Below are 19,079 nucleotides of genomic sequence, written 5' to 3'. Positions count from 1 at the left end.
TGCTGTGGTTCGGCCTGCCCCCGCTGCTGCCGGCGGGCTTCCGGCCGGCCCGGCGCGGCCTGCCCTCGGTGATCGTGGTCCGCGCGCTCACCGCGGCGGGTTTCGCCGGCGCCCAGACCTTCTTGCCGCTGATGCTGGTGCGTGCCGAGGGCCTGTCGCTGTGGTGGTCGGGCGCGATCCTCACCTTCGGCTCCTGCGGCTGGATGGGGGGCGCCTGGCTGCAGTCGCGTTCCTGGCTGCCGCTGCGGCGGGACCAGATCATCCTCGCGGGGGCGGCCAGCCTCGTCATCGGGCTCGCCCTCCCCGCACTCTCGGCCTGGTTCCCCGGGCAGATGCTGGCCGTCGCCGTGATCGGCTGGCTGTTCGCCGGGCTGGGCATGGGCCTGTCGGTGGCCAGTACGTCGCTGGCCACGATGCAGCTGTCGGCTCCGATCGAGCTCGGCAGGAACACGTCCTCGCTGCAGGTGGGCGAGTCGCTCGGCAGCAGTATCGGCGCGGGCCTGGCCGGAACCCTCTTCGCGCTCGGCCTCGCCCGCGGTGACGCGGTGTTCGGGTTCGGCGCGCCGCTGACCGCAATGGCTGTGGTCGGGCTGGTCGCCGCTCTCTCCTCGGGTCGCATCGGCGCTGTGGAGAACCACTCCGCCGCCCGCTGACCTCGGCGCCCTCCCTCGGGTAAAGTCTCGACATCGAGATAATCGAGGGGGTATCGCAGCGGTGGACGAGGTCGACCTGATCCTGGCCGCGTGGGAGCGGGAACTCCCCGGAGTGGACGTCGCCCCGCTGGGCAGCCTGTCGCGGATCAGCCGGTTGGCCCGTCACCTCGACCGCGCCCGCGCCGAGGCGTTCGCCGCGCACGACCTGGAGGTCTGGGAGTTCGACGTCCTCGCCGCGCTGCGCAGGGCCGGGCACCCCTACGAGCTGTCCCCCGGGGAACTGATCCGCCAGACGTTGTCCACCTCCGGGACGATGACCAACCGCGTGAACCGGCTCCAGACCCGCGGCCTGGTGCTGCGCCAGCCCAATGCCGACGACCGGCGCGGCGTCCTGGTCCGACTCACCGACACCGGCCGGGAGCGGGTCCAGGACGCGCTCGCCGACCTGCTGGTCTTCGAGCGCGCGGTGCTCTCCGCGATCGGCGCCGACGAGCGGGACGAACTGGCGAGCCTGCTGCGCCGCCTGCTGGCCCCGTTCGAGCGGGGCTGAGCGTTCCGGGCAGTATTGTTGGCTGACCCGTCCGACGACCCGAAGGCGCCCCGGAAGCAATGGCCCTGTCCAACCCGTTCCTCGCAGAACTCGCGACGGCGTTCGGTATCGCCACGGAATTCTGGGACTGGAAGGGACGCCTCACCGAGGTCACCGACGAGACCGTGATCGCCATCCTCGCCGCGATGGACGTGGACGCGTCCGATCCCGGGCGGGCCAGCGCGGCGTTGGAGGCGCTGCGGCTGCGTCCGTGGACGCGGTTGCTGCCGCCGTGCGTGGTGATGGAACAGGGCACTGCGAAGTCCGTGCAGGTGCACCTCCCCGACGGCGCGTGGGTGCGCCTGGCCGTCCGGCTGGAGGAGGGCGGCTTCCGCGACGCCGCGCAGGTCGCCGACGACGAGCCCCCTCGCTGGGTGGACGGTGTGCTCACCGGTCAGGCGTCCTTCGAGCTCCCGGCCGACCTGCCGGTGGGCTACCACCGGCTCCAGGCCACCACGGAGGCGGGCCAGGCCGAGTCGACCCTGGTGGTCAGCCCGGCGTTCCTGGGTTTCCCCGCCGCGATGGGGGAGAAGCGGGCCTGGGGGTATGCCGCGCAGCTGTACAGCGTCACCTCCGAGGACTCCTGGGGTTTCGGCGACCTGCTCGACCTGGCCGACCTGTCGACGTGGTCGGCCACGCAGCAGTTCGCGAGCTATGTGCTGGTCAACCCTCTGCACGCCGCGCAACCGGTCCCGCCGATCGAGGCGTCCCCGTACCTGCCGACCTCGCGACGCTACGTCAACCCCCTGTACATCCGGCCCGAGCAGATCCCGGAGTACGCCGAGCTCGACGAGCGGTCCCGCAACCGGGTCGCCCAGTTGAAGGCGCGGCTGAAGAAGGAACTGGCCACGGAGCCGCTGATCTCCCGCGACCAGGTGTGGGTGGCCAAGATCGACGCGCTGAGGGTCGTCTACGACCACGGCCTGCGCCCGGCGCGGCGGATGGCGTTCAACGACTTCCTGCGCCGCGAGGGGCGCAGCCTCACCCAGTTCGCGACCTGGTCGGCGCTGGTCAGCAGGTTCGGTGGGGACTGGCGGGACTGGCCGGCGGAGCTGCGCCGCCCCTCCTCGCCCACCGTCGCCCTGTTCGCCGAGCAGCACGTCGACCAGATCATCTTCTACGCGTGGCTGCAGTGGATCGCGGACAACCAGCTGCGTGCCGCCCAGTCGGCCGCCAAGGACGCCGGGATGCGGATCGGCATCATGAACGACCTCGCAGTCGGGGTCGGCGGGTCGAGCGCGGAGGCCTGGACCTACGGCAACCTGTTCGCCGACCGGATCGGCGTGGGCGCCCCGCCCGACCACTTCAACCAGACCGGCCAGGACTGGGGCCAGGCGCCGTGGCGCCCCGACCGCCTCGACGACCTGTCCTACGCACCGTTCCGGAGCATGGTGGCGGGCCTGCTGCGACACTCGGGCGGCATCCGCGTCGACCACATCATGGGCCTGTTCCGGCTGTGGTGGATCCCGGAGGGGATGGCCGCCAGCCAGGGCGCCTACGTCCGCTACAACCACGAGGCGATGGTCGGGATCCTGGCACTTGAGGCCCAGCGGGCCGGCGCGCTGGTGGTCGGCGAGGACCTCGGGGTGGTCGAGCCCTGGGTGCGGGAGTACCTGCGGCATCGCGGGATCCTCGGCACGTCGATCGCCTGGTTCGAGCGTGGGCCGGACGGCACGCCGCTCGCGCCCGAGGACTGGCGCGAGTACTGCCTGGCCTCCGTGACCACCCACGACCTGCCCCCGACCGCCGGCTATCTCGCCGGCGAGCACGTCAAGCTGCAGCACGAGCTCGGCCTGCTCACCGAGTCGCTGGACGCCGAGCTCGCCACCGCCGAGCGGGAACGGACGGCGTTCATCGACGCCCTCCGCCAGCGGGGGTTCCTCGCCGCGCAGCCGGCCACGACCCAGGACATCGTCGAGGCCATGCACCGCTACCTCGTCGCCACGCCGTCCCGGGTGCTGTGCGCCGCCCTCACCGACGCCGTCGGCGACCGGCGGACGCAGAACCAGCCCGGTACCGACAAGGAGTACCCGAACTGGCGGATCCCGCTGTCCGGGCCGGACGGGAAGGCGCTCAGCCTGGAGAAGCTCTACCGCGACGACCGGGCCTTCCGTCTGGCCAGCATCATGAACGGCTTCGGCGCCCCCATGGTCGTCCCCCGCGCCGACACCGAACTCGTGATCTAGCACCATGCCGCCCGCGGGGGCCGGCCAGGGGACGTCGACGCGGGTGCTCGTGCGTACTTTCCCGCAGAGCGCCTGGCGCCGCTCGCGCGTAGCGTGGCGGCGGACCGGAGGAGGCGCCGTGGGGGTCGAGGGAGCGCGGACGTTCGCCGCGGGCGCGGAGGCGTACGACCGGTTCATGGGTCGCTACTCCCTCCCGCTCTCCGCCGGCTTCTGCGACTTCGCCGGGGTGGCCGCGCCCGCGCGCGCTCTCGACGTCGGGTGCGGGTCCGGAGCATTGACGGGTGAACTCGTCGGCCGGCTCGGCGCGACGTCCGTCCGGGCCTGCGACCCGTCGCCGTCTTTCGTCGCCTCGTGCCGGGAGCGGTTCGCGGGCGTGGAGGTGCAGGCCGGCTCCGCCGAACAGCTGCCGTTCGAGGACCGTGTCTTCGACGTCGTCGTCAGCCAGCTCGTCCTGCACTTCGTGTCCGATCCCGTCGCGGCGGGCGCGGAGTTCGCCCGGGTGCTGCGGTCCGGCGGGGTGGCCGCGGCCAGCGTGTGGGACGCCGCCGACGGGATGGAACTGCTGCGGGCCTTCTGGGACGCGGCCAGTGGCATCGACCCGGACGCCCCCGATGAGCTGCGATCGCTCCGGTTCGGGCGGCCGGGGGAACTCTCGCTGTGGTTGTCCGCGGCCGGCTTCGAGAACGTGACCGAGACCGCGCTCACTGTGCACGCCTCCTACGCGGACTTCGACGAGCTCTGGTCGACGCTCCTCGGCGGCGTGGGGCCGGTCGGCGCCTACTGCGCGACCTTGTCCCGGCCGCGGCGGGAGGCGCTCCGGGTCGCACTGCGGGAGCGTCTGGGCTCCCCGCAGGCACCGTTCAGCCTCGGTGCCGTCGCCCGTGCGGTGCGTGGCGTCCGCCCCTGAGCGGCGCGGGCCGTGGCGCCGCATGCCGGGCGGGCGGGACCAGGGAGCAGGGCACGGCAGCGATCGCGACCGGCGGACGCCGGAACGGTTGGCCGCCGATCAGGCGACGACGGCGACCCCGGCGTCGGCGAGGTCGCCGAGCGTGGTGTCGAGGCGGTCTGGGGCCACCGCGGCGGTGAGGCCGAGCAGGACGCGGGTGGCCAGGCCCGCGCCGGCGGCGTCCAGCGCGGTCGCCCGCACGCAGTAGTCGGTCGCGATGCCGACCACGTCCACCCGGTCCACCTCGTGGTCGGCCAGCCACTCGGCCAGCCCTTCGCCGTCGCTGGCGCCCTCGAAGCCGGAGTAGGCGGCCGCATACTCGCCCTTGTCGAAGACGGCCTCGAAGCGGGTGCCCGCCAGCGCGGGGTGCAGCTCGGCTCCCGGCGTCCCCGCCACGCAGTGCACGGGCCAGGAGTCGACGTAGTCAGGGTTGGCGGAGAAGTGGGAACCCGGGTCGATGTGGTGGTCGCGGGTGGCCAGCACGTGGTCGTAGCCGTTCTCGCCGGCGATCAGGTCGGCGATCCTGCCTGCGACGGCCGCACCGCCGGCGACGGCCAGCGACCCGCCCTCGCAGAAGTCGTTCTGCACGTCGACCACGATCAGTGCGCTGCTCATCGGGGGGTCTCCTTCTTCTCCACCGGTGCGTACGGGTTCTCGGTCGGATCGCCGTCGCCGTCCAGCATGATCGTCGGCAGCGCCGGCTCGCCGCGGCTCATCTTCAGTGCCTCCAGCGGGAGCTCCGCGCGTACCGCGCGGTGCCGCTCGCGGGCGGTCTCCAGGGGTTCGCGCCCGATCGGCTTCCCCTTGGCCATCAGCTGGACGAGCAGCGGACGGTCGTTGCCGTCGTCGACCGGTGGCGCGCCGATGCCGACCACCTCCGCCTGCGCCCTGCCGTGGGGACCGATCCGGCGCAACGCGTACTTGCGCCCGCCGATCGATGCCTTGCCCGCGCTCTTCTTCGCCACCGGCAGCAGGTCGGCGTCCTTGGCGTCGCTGGTGGCGCGGGCGACCAGCTTGTAGACGAAGCCGCAGGTGGGCGCGCCGGAGCCGGTGACCAGGGAGGTGCCGACCCCGTAGCCGTCGACGGGGGCACCGCGGAGCGCGGCGATCTGGAACTCGTCGAGGTCGGAGGTGACCAGGATCCGGGTCTTCTCCGCACCCAGCGAGTCGAGCAGCCTGCGGACATCGGCGGCCAGTTCGGCGAGGTCTCCGGAGTCGAGCCGGATCGCGCCGAGCTTGCCCTTGCTCAGCCGCACGCCGGTGCGGACCGCGGTCTCGATGTCGTAGGTGTCCACCAGCAGCGTGGTGCCCTTGCCGAGCGCCTTCAGCTGGGCGGCGAAGGCGTCCTCCTCGCTGTCGTGCAGGAGGGTGAAGGAGTGGGCGGCCGTGCCGGTGGTGGGGACGCCGTAGGCACGCCCGGCCTCCAGGTTGGAGGTGGCCGAGAACCCGGCGATGTAGGCGGCCCTGGCCGCGGCGACGGCGGCGTACTCGTTGGTCCGCCTGCTCCCCATCTCGATGCAGGGTCGCTCGCCGGCCATCGCGGTCATCCTGGACGCGGCGGAGGCGACCGCGCAGTCGTAGTTGTAGATGCTCAGCAGCACCGTCTCCAGCAGGCAGGCCTCCGCGAACGTCCCCTCCACGATCAGCAGCGGCGAGCCGGGGAAGTAGAGCTCACCCTCCGGGTAGCCCCACACGTTGCCCTTGAACCGGTAGCGGCTGAGCCAGTCGGCCAGGTCGGTGTCGATCACGTTCTGCTCGAGCAGGTAGTTCAGCGTGACCTCGTCGAACCGGAAGGCCCGGATCGCGTCCAGCGCCCGCCCGACCCCGGCGACGACCCCGTAGCGCCGGCCCTCGGGCAGCCGGCGCGCGAACAGCTCGAACACGCTGCGACGGAGGGCCGTCCCCGAGCGGAGCGCCGCTCGCACCATCGTGAGTTCGTAGTGGTCGGTCAGCAGCGCGGTGCTCGCACGAGCGCCGAACGGCGTCGTCTCCAGGGTCATGGGGCCACAGTAACGGCTGGCGCCGGCGTCCGGACCGTCCGGTTTCCCGCCATGTCAGAATGGCCGGGTGGCAGGCGCGAACGAACCGAACGGTCCCGGCGGTGCGACCGCCGTCTCCGAGCGGCCGGCGTCCTCCGCGCTGACCGGCTGGGTGACCATCGTCTGGGACGACCCGGTGAACCTGATGAGCTATGTGACGCACGTCTTCTCGACCTATTTCGGCTATCCGGAGGAGCGGGCGACCCAGTTGATGCTGCAGGTCCACAACAGCGGGAAGGCCGTCGTGTCCTCCGGCGCGAGGGAGCAGATGGAGACCGACGTGGACGCCATGCACGGATACGGGTTGTGGGCCACGCTGGAGCAGTCCTGATGCGGGACTTCAAGCGTTCGGGTCCGACGATCCTGATGACGTTGACCGACTACGAGGCCACCCTGCTGGAGTCGCTCGTCGAACAGTTCGCCGGACTGCTCGAGGCCGACGAACAGGATGCCGGGGCCGTCGACGACCCGTTCGCCCGCTGGCAGGCCGAGCTGGACGGGGAGGAGGTGCTGGACCGGTCCGACCCGGTGATTCGTCGGCTCTTCCCCGACGCGTACGCGTCCGACCCGGAGGCGTCGCAGGAGTTCCGCAGGCTCACCCAGGCCCGGCAGCGGACCGAGCGGCTCGGCCAGACCGAGGTGGTGCTCTCCGCGCTGCGCGACTGCGAGGCGGGCACGCACCCGGTGCAGGTGCGGGTGATCGAGTTCGACGCGTGGCTGAAGACGCTCACCGCCGTGCGGCTGAGCCTGGCCGTCCGCCTGGGTATCGAGACCGCCGACGACGCCGAGGAACTGGACGCGCTGCCGGAGGACGACCCGCGCAGCTACATCTACCGGGTCTACGAGTGGATCGCCTACCTCACGGAGAACCTGCTCGGGCTGAGCTGACGGCTCGGCGCCAAGCGGGTTCCGCGAGACGGGATGCGCGGAAGATTCGGTAAGGCTAACCTTACGTATATGTACGTAGGCATGTCCCTGTCCCAAGCGCCCCTGAACACCGCCCTCACCCTCACCGGTTCGGACGCGCCGGACAGTTCGTGCCGCCGGCTGGCCTCGCTCGGCCTGCGCCGGGGGGCGACCTTCTCGATCCTGCAGCGCACCGCGGGCGGCGGGCGGGTGGTGCTGGTCGGTGGCTCCAGGATCGCGCTGGGCTCCCAGCTGCTCCCGCAGCTGCACGCGGAGGTGGTGGCACGGTGACCGCCACCGAGCAGGCCCGCGGACGCGGCATCCTGGCCCCTTCGGCGAAGGCGTGCTGCCAGACCGGAGGGGGCGAGGGCGCCGGGGCGAACGCGCCCGTGGTCGCGCTCGCCGGGGCGCCGAACACCGGCAAGTCGACGCTCTTCAACGGGCTCACCGGCGCGCGGGTGACGATGGGGAACTGGCCGGGCACCACCGTCGAGGTGTCCCGCGGCGTGTGGCGCGCGACCAAGGACTCCGCGCCGTGCTCCTGCGAGGACTGCGACTGCGGCTCCGGGGGCCCGATCGAGATGACCCTGATCGACCTGCCCGGCGCCTACTCGCTCGATCCGCACTCCCCGGACGAGGAGCTCACCAGAGACCTGCTCGTCGGCGGCCCCGAGGACGAGCGTCCCGATCTCGCCGTCGTGGCCTGCGACGCGTCCCGGCTGGCCAACAGCCTCTACCTGGTCGCCCAGCTGCGCGAGCGGGGGATCCGCGCGGTCGTCGCTCTCACGATGCTGGACGTCGCGACCAAGCGCGGGGTGCAGATCTCCGCCGCGCGGCTCGCGCACGCCCTGGGCTGCCCCGTGGTGGGCATCGACCCGCGCCGCCGCACGGGCCTGGACCGGCTGGCGAAGACCGTGCGGGCGACCCTGCTGCAGCCGGTGCCCGCACCGCGTCCGACCCCGGCCACCTCGGACTCCCTGGAGCTCGACGACGACCGCTTCACCTGGATCGCCGCCGCCGTCGAAGCCGGGACGTCCACCGCCGCGGAGGGGCAGCGGGCCACCCTCTCGGACAGGGTGGACCGCTGGGTCACGGCTCCGGTGATCGGCCCGCTGTTCTTCCTCGCGGTGATGTGGGGGGTCTTCGAGATCACCACCGCCGTGGCCGCGCCGTTCCAGGACCTCCTCGACGGCCTGTTCTCCGGTCCGGTCACCGACGGCGCGACCTGGCTGATCGGCGCGCTCGGCCTCGGTGACACCTGGGTGCAGGGCCTGGTCGTGGACGGTCTGATCGCCGGCGTCGGCATGCTGCTCACCTTCGTGCCGCTGATGACGCTGATGTTCATCCTGCTGGCGCTGCTGGAGGACTCCGGCTACCTGGCCAGGGCCGCGGTGGTCACGGACCGCCTGATGCGCTCGATCGGCCTGCCCGGGCGTGCCTTCCTGCCCCTGATCGTCGGCTACGGCTGCAACGTGCCGGCGATCAGCGGGACCCGGATCCTGCCGAACGCCCAGCACCGCATCCTCACCGCGCTGCTGGTCCCGTTCACGTCCTGCACGGCCCGACTGACGGTGTTCGTGATGATGGGCGCGGTCTTCTTCGGGCCCTACGCCGGCACGGCCGTGTTCGGGATGTACGTGACGTCGATCGTGATCATCGTCCTGGTCGGGCTGCTGCTGCGCGGGACGCTGTGGAGGGGCGAGCCGATCGAGCCGCTGGTGATCGACCTGCCCGCCTACCAGGTGCCGACCCTGCGGCTGACCGCGTCGGTGACCTGGGTGCGGCTGAAGGGTTTCCTGCAGACCGCCTCCGGCATCATCGTGGCGACGGTGGCCGCGGTTTGGCTGCTGCAGTCGATCCCCGTGCACGGCGGCGAACAGTTCGGTGAGGTGCCCGTCCAGGACTCGGTCTACGGCGTCGCCGCGCAGGCGATCGCCCCGGTGTTCGCCCCGGCCGGGTTCGGCTCCTGGGAGAGCACGTCGACGCTGGTGGTCGGCTTCGTCGCCAAGGAGGCGGTGATCTCCTCCTGGGCGCAGACCTACGCCGTCGCGGAGCCGGACGAGTCCGACCAGCCCGGCGACCTCGGCGCGGCCGTGATGAGGACCTTCACCGAGTCCTCCGGCGGGCACCCGGTGCCGGCGGCGCTGGCCTTCATGGTGTTCCTGATGGCCTACACGCCCTGCGTGGCGACACTGGCCGCGCAATGGCGGGAGATCGGCCCGAAGTGGACCGTCTTCGGCATCGGCCTGCAGCTGGTCACGGCATGGGTGCTGGCCGTGGCGGTCTTCCAGGTGGGAAGGCTGTTGTGGTGACCGGGCCGCTCAGCGCGGTCCTCGCCGAGGTGGCGGCCGGGACGCCGACCGTCGTCGAGATGGCCCGCCGTACCGGGCAGCCGGAGACCGTCGTCCGGGCCGCCCTCGATCACCTCGTCCGGACCGGACGCGTCGAATCCGTGGCCGTGCCGATCGGCTGCCCGCCCTCGGGCTGCGGCGGTTGCGCGAGCGCCGACGGCTGCGGCCGGGTTCCCGGCCAGCGCTGCCTGGTCACCCTCTCGCTCAGCCGTCGCGTCGCCTGAGCCGGGCGGGTGGACCGAGTAAGGAACCGTCCCCGATCCGGACCCTGCCTGGTCACCCTCTCGCTCAGCCGTCGCGTCGCCTGAGCCGGGCGGGTGGACCGAGTGAGGAACCGTCCCCGATCCGGAGTCCCCGATCCGGACCGAGTTGGGGACGGTTCCCCACTCGGTCCACGGGGTTTGCCTGGACTACCAGATCTCCGGGGGTTGGCGGCGGTCGGCCGGCGGTTCGTCCGCCGGCCTGGGGGCCGTCCAGCGCTGCCACTGTTCGGCGACGGCGCGGCGGCCGTCGTCCAGGGCGCGGAGGGCGCGCAGGGCGAGCCGGGTGGCATCAATCGGTTCCGGGCCCATCCGCGTCCTTCCTGGTTGGCGTCCATTGTGCCGCTGCGACACTAGAGTCTTGGCACGTGACCGCTACCGATGCCCCGATCGGGGTCTTCGACTCCGGGTTCGGTGGGCTCACCGTCGCCCGGGCCCTGTTCGACCAGCTGCCCGGCGAGGACACGGTCTACCTCGGTGACACCGCCCGCGCCCCGTACGGCACGAAGTCGATCCCCGAGGTGCGCGAGTACGCGCTGGAATGCCTGGACTACCTCGCGGGTTCGGGGGTCAAGGCGCTGGTCATCGCGTGCAACTCCGCGTCCTCGGCGGTGCTGCGGGACGCGCGCGAACGCTACGACGTCCCGGTCGTGGACGTGATCCTGCCCGCTGCCCGGCGCGCGGTGCGGGCGAGCCGGGACGGCCGGATCGGCCTGATCTGCACGGAGGCGACGGCCACCTCCGGCAGCTACGACGACGCGCTCGCCGCCGTCCCCGGCATCGAGCTCGTCACCGAGCCGTGTCCGTCGTTCGTCGACTTCGTGGAGGCGGGGGTCACCGGTGGCCCCGAGCTCCTGGACGCCGCCCGCGGCTACCTCCTGCCGTTACGCGAGACCGGGATCGACACGCTCATCCTGGGCTGCACCCACTACCCGCTGCTGGCCGGCGTGATCTCCTATGTGATCGGCGACGAGGTCACCCTGGTGTCCTCGGCGGAGGAGTGCGCGAAGGAGGTCTTCGCCACGCTGACCGACGCCGGCCTGCTCCACGAAGGGCCCCGCGAGCCGGAGCGGCGCTTCCTGACCACCGGGAGCCCGGAGTTGTTCGCCGGCATCGGACGCCGCCTGATCGGCGGCGTCATCGACGAGGTCGAGCAGGTCTACACCGCCGCCGGAGTGCCGGGCGGGCGTCGGCCGTCCTCGTGACGCGACTCCGCCGCTCGATGCGTCCGACGGCAGTCATGGACGCACAATCCAGGCGTCCCGCGGCCGGATCGCGTCATGGGTCAGCGGCCGAACAGGCCGGACAGCCGCTTCGGCTTCGCCGCGGCGAGCTGCTCGGGCGTGTGCTCGCCGCCACACCACTGGTCGGCAGGCACCGCTGCCTTCACCTGGTCGATGTGCTGGCCGCAACCGGCCCACGTGGTCTTGCCGCAGACGGTGCAGGTGACCGGACGACACATGTGCTGACTCCTCTGGTTCGCGTGGGCCACAATACCCCAGGGGGTATCAGTCGGGACAACTCGACACCCCCAACCGTACGCACCGGTGCCCGGGCCGTGGTGTCGGTCGGCCCCGGTAGGGTGCTGGTCGTGAACAGAGCTGATGGCAGGACGGCGGCCCAGCTGCGGCCGGTACGGATCTCTCGCAGCTGGCTCGACCACGCCGAGGGATCGGTGCTGGTCGAGTTCGGCGCCACGCGCGTGCTGGTGGCCGCGTCGGTGACCGAGGGCGTGCCGCGGTGGCGCAAGGGCAGTGGTCTGGGCTGGGTGACGGCCGAGTACGCGATGCTGCCCCGGGCCACCCACACCCGCAGCGACAGGGAGTCGGTGAAGGGACGCATCGGCGGCCGCACCCACGAGATCAGTCGCCTGATCGGGCGAAGCCTGCGCTCGGTGATCGACTACCGGGCCCTCGGCGAGAACACCATCGTGCTGGACTGCGACGTGCTCCAGGCCGACGGGGGGACGCGGACGGCGTCCATCACCGGGGCCTACGTCGCACTGGTCGACGCGGTGGCCTGGCTGCGCGGGCGCGGCGCTCTGGCCGGCGAGCCGCTGACCGGCACCGTGTCGGCGGTCTCGGTCGGTGTGGTCGAGGGCACCCCGATGCTCGACCTGTGCTACACCGAGGACTCCGCTGCGGAGGTCGACCTGAACGTGGTTGCCACCGGCGCGGGGGAGTTCGTCGAGGTGCAGGGCACCGCCGAGGGCAAGCCGTTCGCGCGCCCGGTGCTCGAGGAGTTGCTGGATCTCGGCCTGGCCGGCTGCGCGCACCTGGCGACCATCCAGCAGGAGGCGCTCGCCCGATGAGCATCGTGGTCGTCGCCACCCACAACGCGAAGAAGGCCGCGGAGTTGCACCGCGTCCTCGCCGCCGCGGGGGTGGACGCGGACGTCCGCGGCCTGGACGCCTTCCCCGCCTACCCCGAGCCGGCCGAGACCGAACGAACCTTCGAGGGCAACGCGCTGCTCAAGGCGCGGGCGGCCCTCGCCCGCACCGGGCACGTCGCTGTCGCCGACGACTCCGGCCTCGAGGTCGACCTGCTGAACGGCATGCCCGGCGTCCGCTCGGCCCGCTGGTCGGGTCCCGGGGCGACCGACCAGCGCAACCTCGACCTGCTGCTCGCCCAGCTCGCCGACACCGCGGCTCAGGACCGCACCGGACGGTTCGTGTGCGCGATGGCCCTGGTCACGCCGGAGGGGGCCGAGCATGTGCTGCGCCGCACGATGGAGGGCCACCTGGTCCTGGAGCCTCGGGGGGCCAACGGCTTCGGCTACGACCCGATCTTCGTCACCGAGGGCAACACGCTCACCAACGCCGAGCTGACGCCCGAGCAGAAGGACGCGATCAGCCACCGCGGCCAGGCCGTCAGGGCCATGGTCCCGATCCTGCGTGACTACCTCGAGGGCGGAGGGAACCGATGAAGCAGTACCTCGACCTGCTGGACCACGTGCTCACCCACGGGGTGGAGAAGTCCGACCGCACGGGCACCGGCACGCGCAGCGTGTTCGGCTACCAGATGCGGTTCGACCTGAACGACGGCTTCCCGCTGCTCACGACCAAGCGGCTGCACACCCGCAGCATCTTCGGCGAGCTCCTGTGGTTCCTGCGCGGCTCCACCAATGTGGGCTGGCTGCATGAGTTCGGCATCTCGATCTGGGACGAGTGGGCGGACGCGAACGGCGACCTGGGCCCGATCTACGGGTACCAGTGGCGATCGTGGCCGACGCCGGACGGCCGGCACGTCGACCAGATCAAGGGTGTCATCGACTCGATCCGCGACAACCCCGACAGCCGCCGCCACATCGTGAGCGCGTGGAACGTCGGGCAGTTGGCGGAGATGGCGCTGCCGCCGTGCCACGCCTTCTTCCAGTTCTACGTGGCCGGCGGCCGGCTCAGCTGCCAGCTGTACCAGCGCTCCGCCGACATCTTCCTCGGCGTCCCGTTCAACATCGCGTCCTACGCGCTGCTCACCCACCTGGTCGCGCAGGTCGCGGGTCTGCACGTCGGGGAGTTCGTGCACACCCTCGGCGACACGCACCTGTACAGCAACCACCTCGACCAGGCGCGGCTGCAGCTCGCCCGCGAGCCGCGGCCGCTGCCCCGGCTGGTGCTGAATCCCGCCGTGACCGAGATCGACGCGTTCGAGCTGTCCGACATCGAGGTGGTCGACTACGACCCGCACCCAGGGATCAAGGCGCCGATCGCGGTGTGAGGGGGAGGCCGTGCAACTGATCGCCATCGCCATCGTCGACGCCCACGGCGTGATCGGGGACGGGGAACGCCAGCCGTTCGAGATCGCCGAGGACTGGGCCCGGTTCAAGAGGGTGACCAGCGGCCACGTGATGATCATGGGTCGCAGGACGCAGGACGCCATCGGACGCTGGCTGCCCGGCCGGACGACGATCGTGGTGACCAGCCGCCCCGAGTCCGTCGCGCTGCCCACCGACGGCCGTGCGCGGGGCTACGCGGTGAGCTCGCTGGAGGACGCGCTCGCGCTCGCCGGCACCCTCGACGAGGTCGTCTTCGTCGCCGGCGGGGGGAGCATCTACCGGCAGGCCTGGCCGAAGCTGACCGATCTCGACCTGACCGAGGTGCACGCCGAGGCCGAGGGCTCGGTGCGTTTCCCCGATGTGGATCCGGCCGAGTGGGACGAGGCCTCCCGCGAACCGCACGACGGCTTCGACTTCGTCCACTACCGGCGACGCTGATGCTGATCCCTGCTCGCGCGGCCCTGGGTGTGCGGGACGGCACGATCACCCTCGCGTTCCGCCGCTGGGAACAGCCTCGCGTGAAGGTGGGCGGCACCCAGGTGACGTCCGCGGGGATCGTCCGCTTCGATTCGGTGCAGGAGGTGTCTGCCGAGGAGGTGGGCGAGGCGGACGCTGTCGCCGCCGGCTTCCCCGGCCTGGCGGCGCTACGCGGGCAGCTGTGGCCGCCGCACCCCGAGGAGCACCCACCTCGCCGCGCCGGCCCCCGGTCGGGCAAGGGCGGCGAGCACGTCTTCCGCGTCGGTCTGTCGTGGGTGGGCGAGGATCCGCGGGTCGCACTGCGGTCGGCCCTGCCCGACGCGGAGGACCTCGCGGGGCTGACCGCGGCCGTGGCGAAGCTCGACGCCGGCAGGCGCACCGGTCCGTGGACGCGTCCGATCCTGGAGTGGATTCGCGACCATCCGGGGGTGATCTCCACCGAGCTGGCCGACCTGCTGGGTCGCGAGGTCGCGCCGATGAAGGCCGACATCCGCCGGCTGAAGGCGCTCGGGCTCACCGAGAGCCTCCGGGTGGGCTACCGGCTGTCGCCGCGGGGCGTCGCGTATCTCGAGTCGCTGGGGTGAGCGTGCGGTCACGGGCCTCGATCATGCACCTCGATCTGGACGCCTTCTTCGCCGCGGTGGAGCAGCGTGACAAGCCGTCGCTGCGAGGCAAGCCGGTGATCGTCGGCGGGATCGGCCTGCGGGGGGTGGTCTCGACGGCCTCCTACGAGGCGAGGACGTTCGGGGTGGGCTCGGCGATGGCGATGAGCGAGGCCCGGCGCCGGTGCCCTCACGCCGCGTTTCTCGGCGGGCGGTTCGACGCCTACCGGCAGGCCAGCGGGATCGTGATGGCGATGCTGCGCGGGCTGTCGCCGCTGGTCGAACCGCTCAGCCTGGACGAGGCCTTCGTCGACCTGGCCGCGGGGCCGGAGCGTCCGCTCGACGACGAGGCGCTGGTGGTGTTGGCGCAGGATCTCAGGGCGCGACTGGCCGTGGAGACGGGCGGGCTGACGGCGTCGGTGGGGCTGGGCAGTTCGAAGTTCATCGCCAAGGTCGCCAGCGAGTTGGCCAAGCCGGACGGCGTGCGGCTGGTCCCGCCCGGCTCGGAGGTGGAGACGATCGCTCCGCTGCCGGCCCGCGCGATTCCTGGGGTGGGCCCGGCGACGATGGACCGGCTGTCGCGGCTCGGGGTCCGGACCGTGGCCGACCTGCAGCGGCTCACCCTGGTGGAACTGGTCCGGGAGCTGGGCAGGGCGGGCGGGGAGCACCTGTTCGCGCTGGCCAGGGCCGACGACGATCGGCCGGTGGAGCCGGAGCGGGAGACGAAGTCGATCTCGGTGGAGGACACCTTCGAGCACGACATTTCCGACCCGGTGGTGCTGGCCGGGATCGTCGACCGGCAGGCGGGGCAGGTGGCCGAACGGCTCGCGAAGGCCGAGCTGTTCGCCCGGACGGTGACGGTGAAGGTGCGCTGGCCGGACTTCTCCTCTGTGACCAGGTCCCGGACCCTCGATGGCGCGACGGACCGCGTCGAGGCGGTCTCGCAGGTCGCCCGCACCCTGCTGGACGGGCTGGAGACGGGCCAGGGCGTCCGGCTGCTCGGCGTCGGTGTGTCGGGGTTGGTGGAGGTCGCCCAGGAGCCGCTGTTCGACCTCGAGCTGACCACCGCCGGGCGGGTCGTGGAGGAGGCGCGGGCGCCGCTGACCCGGCGTCCGACCGGCTGGCTGCCGGGCAGCGACGTCGTCCACGTGGTCCACGGGCCCGGCTGGGTCTGGGGCTCGGGCCTGGGCAGGGTGACCGTCCGTTTCGAGACCGCGGAGACCGGCCCGGGCCCGGTGCGCACGTTCGCCGCGGACGACCCCGCGCTGACCGCCGCGCCGCCGCGGATCGCACCCGGCGCTCCGTGACGGTCCCGGAGTTCGCTGTTGCCGGTGGCGGTCCCGACGTTCGCTGCTCCGCCGACGTCGCGCCTGCCGGAAGCTGCGGACAGGTCGGCTCCTGATGGCCGGGCCATCGGCCCACTACACTCATCGGGTCGGCCGGCCGGAGTGGTGGAATTGGCAGACACGCGGGATTTAGGTTCCCGTACCCCTTGGGTGTGAGGGTTCAAGTCCCTTCTCCGGCACCGCCCCGTTGCTGACCGCGTTCCACCGCCGGCGCTTCCCGACGCCCTCGCCCACCCGCGGGCCTGCGCCGACGCTGAGATCGCCGCCGGCCCAGACCTCCGCCGGCTACCGGTGCGGGATGGTCGAGCCCCGGATCACCAGGCGCACCGGGAGGTGGGCCACCCCCCGCGCGCGCCGCTGGGCGTCGTCCATCGCGCGGAACAGGCTGCGGGCCGACTCCCTGCCGAGGTCCTGGAGATTGGCGTCGATGCTGGTCAGTTCGGGCCGGGAGTTGGTGGTGAGCACCTCCCAGTTGTCGTAGCCGATCACGGCGACGTCCTCCGGGACGCGGCGACCGAGGTCACGCAGGGTCTCCAGGACGCCACGGGCGATCTGGTCGGAGCCGCAGGCGACGGCGTCCACGTCGGGGTGGTGTTCGAGCAGCATGGCCGCGGCGTCGCGGCCCCAGCGCTCGGACCATTCGGAGAACATCATCTCGCCCTGCAGCTCGAGGCCGGCGTCGGCGAGAGCGGACCGCACGCCGCGGGCTCGGTCCTGCGCGGCCGCGTACGCCGGGTCGCCGCTGATGTGCGCGATCCGGCTCCGCCCGCAGGCCAGCAGGTGCTCGATGGCGAGCCGCCCCCCGGCCTCGTTGTCGGGGGTGAGGGAGAGGTCGTCCGGGTCGTCGGACGGCGCGTAGGCGTAGACGACCGGGACGGGCAGGTGCTGGCCGAGCGTCGGACGCGGGTCGGTCTGGCGTCCGACGACGATGATCCCGTCCACCCGCCGGTTCAGCAACGCCTTGATGTGGTGCTGCTCGCGGATGTGGTCGCCCCGCGCGTCACAGAGGAAGACGTTGACCTGGCCGGCGCCGAAGGCGTCCTCGGCGCCCATCAGGATCGGGATCACGAACCGCCCCTCCAGGTCGCTGGTGAGCAGGCCGACGGTGCCGGTCCTCCCGGCGAGCAGGCTGCGGGCGAGCTGGTTCGGCGTGAACCCGATCTGCTCGGCCGCGTCGAGGACGCGCTGGCGGGTGGCCCCGGCGACGTCGCCGCGGCCGTTCATCGCCTTGGACGCGGTCGACAGCGAGACCCCGGCCAGGCGGGCCACCTCGCTGAGCGTGGCCGGATAGCCGGGCGACGGATGGCTGCCGCTCATCGCCGTCTCCTTTCGTGAACTTTCCGAAACTGCTCCCCGACTCGAACCGCTTGACGCCTACGCTACAGCGTTACTACGGTTCTCGAAAAGGGTTTCGGAGATTTCGGGTGTCTGCCCGAACAGAGCCCGCCACGGGGCACCGCCGGGGTGGCCCCGCTCAAGGACGAGCAAGGAGCGTCAGGCAGATGGGTACATTCAGGAATCGGCGGGTCCGGTCGTTGATCGGCCTCGCCGCGGCTGGCGCGATGGCGCTGAGCCTGGCCGCCTGTTCGGGGAACGGGCCGACGGCGACGTCCGCCGCCCCCTCGGTCAGCGCGGAGGGGACGGACGACGGGACCACGCTGACCCTGTGGACGCGCGCCCCGCTGGAGAAGCAGGCCAAACTGCTCGTCGCGGCGTACAACGCGGCGCACAAGAACCAGGTCGAACTGACCGTGGTGCCCAACGACGACTATGTGGCGAAGGTCGGCGCCGCCGCCGGCTCGGGCAGCCTTCCCGACCTGTTCGCCGCCGACATCGTGTACGTGCCGAACTGGGTGAAGCAGGGCCTCTTCCAGGACATCAGCGCCAACATCGACGGCCTGTCCTACAAGGACGCGATCAACAAGGGCCACCTCGCCGCCGGCACCTCCGAGGGCAAGGAGTACGTGCTGCCCTTCGTGCTCGACCTGTCCATGCTGTTCTGGAACAAGGACCTGTTCAAGGAGGCAGGGCTCGACCCGGACAAGGCCCCGGCGACGATGGACGAGTACGTCGCTGCCGCCAAGAAGATCCAGGCCCTGAACAAGCCCGGCGTCTACGGCACGGCCACCGGCCTGAACTGCGGCGGCTGCCTGGTCTTCACCTGGTTCCCCAGCATCTGGGCCTCCGGTGACCAGGTGATGAGCGCCGACGGCACCCAGTCGCTGCTCAACGGTGCCAACGCCAAGAAGGTCTACGACGACTGGGCCGACATGTGGAAGTCCGGTGCGGTGCTGCCGTCGTCCAAGGACGAGGCCGGCCCGACCTGGACCGCGGGCTTCACCTCCGGCAAGGTCGGCCTGATGCTGTACCCGGCCACCCTGTTGTCGTCCACCCCGTTCGACGTCGGCGTGGCCGGCATCCCGGGGGTCGGCGGTGGCGCGTCCACCTTCGTCGGCGGTGACGGCATCGGGATCTCCAAGGACTCCACGCACGCCGCGCAGGCATGGAGCTTCCTGAACTGGATGATGAGCGAGGACGCCCAGGTCAACGTGCTGGCCAAGGACAACGACGTGGTCTCCCGCAGCGACCTGGCCAACAACGAGTACTCCTCGAAGGACCCGCGGCTGATCACGATCAACGAGGTGGCCGGCAAGGGCGACACCCCGGTGGCGCTCAACTTCCAGCAGGCGTTCAACGCGGTGGGCAGCCCGTGGGTGACGATGGTGCGCAACCAGGTGCTCAACCAGGCCGGCACCGTCGACACCGACAACGACCAGATCACGGCCGTCCTCGGTCAACAGTGACCACGACGCCGCCGGGCGCCCCGACCGGCGCCCGGCGGCACCGGTCCGCCCACTCCCGAAAGAGGTCATCCATGTCGGCACCCGCGGCGCTCGTGCGCGCCAACCGGACGGGCGCGGCCGCAGGCCCGCGCCGGCGCCGGCGACAC

Annotated in this window: 21 protein-coding genes, 1 tRNA gene and 1 pseudogene; 18 read left to right on the top strand and 5 right to left on the bottom strand. The window is 71.9% G+C overall.

Features of this window, described 5'->3' with window-relative positions; genetic code table 11:
* The 4 genes and pseudogenes from QM633_RS09325 to QM633_RS09310 all read left to right on the top strand — a co-directional run.
* Nucleotides 1–653: pseudogene (locus QM633_RS09325) on the top strand (MFS transporter); the annotation flags it as partial.
* 61 nt (nt 654–714) lie between these two features.
* Entirely contained in the window at nt 715–1,203 is a 489-nt protein-coding gene (locus QM633_RS09320; RefSeq protein ID WP_415153477.1) for a MarR family winged helix-turn-helix transcriptional regulator, read from the top strand.
* A 59-nt stretch (nt 1,204–1,262) separates the two neighbouring features.
* Nucleotides 1,263–3,428 carry a 4-alpha-glucanotransferase gene (gene malQ / locus QM633_RS09315; protein WP_415153475.1) on the top strand — a complete coding sequence of 722 codons (2,166 nt, stop codon included), beginning with the start codon at nt 1,263–1,265 and terminating at the stop codon, nt 3,426–3,428.
* A gap of 118 nt (nt 3,429–3,546) precedes the next feature.
* The gene (locus tag QM633_RS09310; RefSeq protein ID WP_415153474.1) at nt 3,547–4,335 is read left to right on the top strand and encodes a class I SAM-dependent methyltransferase; all 789 of its coding nucleotides are present in this window, start codon (nt 3,547–3,549) and stop codon (nt 4,333–4,335) included.
* 99 nt (nt 4,336–4,434) lie between these two features.
* Here the strand turns inward: QM633_RS09310 and QM633_RS09305 are convergent, their stop codons facing one another.
* Nucleotides 4,435–4,989 (bottom strand): isochorismatase family protein, encoded by a 555-nt coding sequence (locus tag QM633_RS09305; RefSeq protein WP_415153473.1) that lies wholly within the window; start codon nt 4,987–4,989, stop codon nt 4,435–4,437.
* Nucleotides 4,986–6,374 carry a nicotinate phosphoribosyltransferase gene (locus QM633_RS09300; RefSeq protein WP_415153472.1) on the bottom strand — a complete coding sequence of 463 codons (1,389 nt, stop codon included), beginning with the start codon at nt 6,372–6,374 and terminating at the stop codon, nt 4,986–4,988. The genes QM633_RS09305 and QM633_RS09300 overlap by 4 nt, the downstream gene beginning before the upstream one ends.
* A 139-nt stretch (nt 6,375–6,513) precedes the next feature.
* Here QM633_RS09300 and clpS point away from each other — a divergent pair, with 139 nt between their 5' ends.
* The 5 genes from clpS to QM633_RS09275 all read left to right on the top strand — a co-directional run bounded on the left by clpS (nt 6,514) and on the right by QM633_RS09275 (nt 9,894).
* Nucleotides 6,514–6,744, top strand: coding sequence for an ATP-dependent Clp protease adapter ClpS (gene clpS, locus QM633_RS09295; protein WP_415153479.1), 231 nt, complete (start codon nt 6,514–6,516; stop codon nt 6,742–6,744).
* The gene (locus QM633_RS09290) at nt 6,744–7,301 is read left to right on the top strand and encodes a DUF2017 family protein (RefSeq protein WP_415153471.1); all 558 of its coding nucleotides are present in this window, start codon (nt 6,744–6,746) and stop codon (nt 7,299–7,301) included. Before clpS ends, QM633_RS09290 begins: the two co-directional genes overlap by 1 nt.
* A gap of 69 nt (nt 7,302–7,370) precedes the next feature.
* The gene (locus tag QM633_RS09285) at nt 7,371–7,610 is read left to right on the top strand and encodes a FeoA domain-containing protein (RefSeq protein ID WP_415153470.1); all 240 of its coding nucleotides are present in this window, start codon (nt 7,371–7,373) and stop codon (nt 7,608–7,610) included.
* Nucleotides 7,607–9,631: a ferrous iron transport protein B gene (gene feoB, locus QM633_RS09280; protein ID WP_415153469.1), complete on the top strand. Its 2,025-nt coding sequence runs from the start codon at nt 7,607–7,609 to the stop codon at nt 9,629–9,631. The genes QM633_RS09285 and feoB overlap by 4 nt, the downstream gene beginning before the upstream one ends.
* Nucleotides 9,628–9,894: a FeoC-like transcriptional regulator gene (locus tag QM633_RS09275; protein ID WP_415153468.1), complete on the top strand. Its 267-nt coding sequence runs from the start codon at nt 9,628–9,630 to the stop codon at nt 9,892–9,894. Before feoB ends, QM633_RS09275 begins: the two co-directional genes overlap by 4 nt.
* A 186-nt stretch (nt 9,895–10,080) precedes the next feature.
* Here the strand turns inward: QM633_RS09275 and QM633_RS09270 are convergent, their stop codons facing one another.
* Nucleotides 10,081–10,242, bottom strand: coding sequence for a hypothetical protein (locus QM633_RS09270; protein WP_415153467.1), 162 nt, complete (start codon nt 10,240–10,242; stop codon nt 10,081–10,083).
* A 56-nt stretch (nt 10,243–10,298) separates the two neighbouring features.
* Here QM633_RS09270 and murI point away from each other — a divergent pair, with 56 nt between their 5' ends.
* Nucleotides 10,299–11,135 carry a glutamate racemase gene (gene murI / locus QM633_RS09265; protein WP_415153466.1) on the top strand — a complete coding sequence of 279 codons (837 nt, stop codon included), beginning with the start codon at nt 10,299–10,301 and terminating at the stop codon, nt 11,133–11,135.
* Between the two features lie 80 nt (nt 11,136–11,215).
* On the opposite strand, the gene QM633_RS09260 is transcribed toward murI, so the two are convergent.
* On the bottom strand, nt 11,216–11,392 hold the full coding sequence (locus QM633_RS09260; RefSeq protein WP_415153465.1) for a hypothetical protein: 177 nt from the start codon (nt 11,390–11,392) through the stop codon (nt 11,216–11,218).
* Between the two features lie 96 nt (nt 11,393–11,488).
* Between QM633_RS09260 and rph the strand changes: the two genes are divergently transcribed.
* The 7 genes from rph (at nt 11,489) to QM633_RS09225 (ending at nt 16,308) form a co-directional block, all read left to right on the top strand.
* A complete protein-coding gene (gene rph, locus QM633_RS09255) occupies nt 11,489–12,241 on the top strand; it encodes a ribonuclease PH (RefSeq protein WP_415153464.1) in 753 nt (250 codons plus the stop codon).
* Nucleotides 12,238–12,855, top strand: a complete 618-nt coding sequence (gene rdgB, locus QM633_RS09250; RefSeq protein WP_415153463.1) for an RdgB/HAM1 family non-canonical purine NTP pyrophosphatase — start codon at nt 12,238–12,240, stop codon at nt 12,853–12,855. Before rph ends, rdgB begins: the two co-directional genes overlap by 4 nt.
* Nucleotides 12,852–13,646: a thymidylate synthase gene (locus tag QM633_RS09245; RefSeq protein WP_415153462.1), complete on the top strand. Its 795-nt coding sequence runs from the start codon at nt 12,852–12,854 to the stop codon at nt 13,644–13,646. The genes rdgB and QM633_RS09245 overlap by 4 nt, the downstream gene beginning before the upstream one ends.
* Nucleotides 13,647–13,656: 10 nt before the next feature.
* On the top strand, nt 13,657–14,142 hold the full coding sequence (locus QM633_RS09240; RefSeq protein ID WP_415153461.1) for a dihydrofolate reductase: 486 nt from the start codon (nt 13,657–13,659) through the stop codon (nt 14,140–14,142).
* Entirely contained in the window at nt 14,142–14,765 is a 624-nt protein-coding gene (locus QM633_RS09235; RefSeq protein WP_415153460.1) for a hypothetical protein, read from the top strand. The genes QM633_RS09240 and QM633_RS09235 overlap by 1 nt, the downstream gene beginning before the upstream one ends.
* A 2-nt stretch (nt 14,766–14,767) precedes the next feature.
* Nucleotides 14,768–16,090 carry a DNA polymerase IV gene (locus QM633_RS09230; protein ID WP_415153478.1) on the top strand — a complete coding sequence of 441 codons (1,323 nt, stop codon included), beginning with the start codon at nt 14,768–14,770 and terminating at the stop codon, nt 16,088–16,090.
* Between the two features lie 135 nt (nt 16,091–16,225).
* A tRNA-Leu gene (locus QM633_RS09225) sits at nt 16,226–16,308 on the top strand.
* Nucleotides 16,309–16,414: 106 nt separating this feature from the next.
* On the opposite strand, the gene QM633_RS09220 is transcribed toward QM633_RS09225, so the two are convergent.
* Nucleotides 16,415–17,446, bottom strand: a complete 1,032-nt coding sequence (locus tag QM633_RS09220) for a LacI family DNA-binding transcriptional regulator (RefSeq protein ID WP_415153459.1) — start codon at nt 17,444–17,446, stop codon at nt 16,415–16,417.
* Between the two features lie 185 nt (nt 17,447–17,631).
* On the opposite strand from QM633_RS09220, the gene QM633_RS09215 reads away from it, so the two are divergent.
* The gene (locus QM633_RS09215) at nt 17,632–18,933 is read left to right on the top strand and encodes an ABC transporter substrate-binding protein (RefSeq protein ID WP_415153458.1); all 1,302 of its coding nucleotides are present in this window, start codon (nt 17,632–17,634) and stop codon (nt 18,931–18,933) included.
* Nucleotides 18,934–19,079 lie beyond the last annotated feature (146 nt).

The organism is Propionicimonas sp. (genome assembly GCF_047606205.1).
Classification (GTDB): Bacteria; Actinomycetota; Actinomycetes; order Propionibacteriales; family Propionibacteriaceae; genus Propionicimonas.
Note: the sequence above shows the minus strand (reverse complement) of the source record. Positions and strands in the feature narration are given on the sequence as shown.

Coding starts and splice junctions, on each gene's coding strand:
- QM633_RS09245 (WP_415153462.1), top strand. CDS start 12,852: ATGAAGCAGTACCTCGACCTGCTGGACCACGTGCTCACCCACGGGGTG.
- QM633_RS09300 (WP_415153472.1), bottom strand. CDS start 6,374: ATGACCCTGGAGACGACGCCGTTCGGCGCTCGTGCGAGCACCGCGCTG.
- QM633_RS09290 (WP_415153471.1), top strand. CDS start 6,744: ATGCGGGACTTCAAGCGTTCGGGTCCGACGATCCTGATGACGTTGACC.
- malQ (WP_415153475.1), top strand. CDS start 1,263: ATGGCCCTGTCCAACCCGTTCCTCGCAGAACTCGCGACGGCGTTCGGT.
- QM633_RS09305 (WP_415153473.1), bottom strand. CDS start 4,989: ATGAGCAGCGCACTGATCGTGGTCGACGTGCAGAACGACTTCTGCGAG.
- QM633_RS09220 (WP_415153459.1), bottom strand. CDS start 17,446: ATGAGCGGCAGCCATCCGTCGCCCGGCTATCCGGCCACGCTCAGCGAG.
- QM633_RS09215 (WP_415153458.1), top strand. CDS start 17,632: ATGGGTACATTCAGGAATCGGCGGGTCCGGTCGTTGATCGGCCTCGCC.
- QM633_RS09270 (WP_415153467.1), bottom strand. CDS start 10,242: ATGGGCCCGGAACCGATTGATGCCACCCGGCTCGCCCTGCGCGCCCTC.
- QM633_RS09260 (WP_415153465.1), bottom strand. CDS start 11,392: ATGTGTCGTCCGGTCACCTGCACCGTCTGCGGCAAGACCACGTGGGCC.
- rdgB (WP_415153463.1), top strand. CDS start 12,238: ATGAGCATCGTGGTCGTCGCCACCCACAACGCGAAGAAGGCCGCGGAG.
- QM633_RS09285 (WP_415153470.1), top strand. CDS start 7,371: ATGTACGTAGGCATGTCCCTGTCCCAAGCGCCCCTGAACACCGCCCTC.
- QM633_RS09235 (WP_415153460.1), top strand. CDS start 14,142: ATGCTGATCCCTGCTCGCGCGGCCCTGGGTGTGCGGGACGGCACGATC.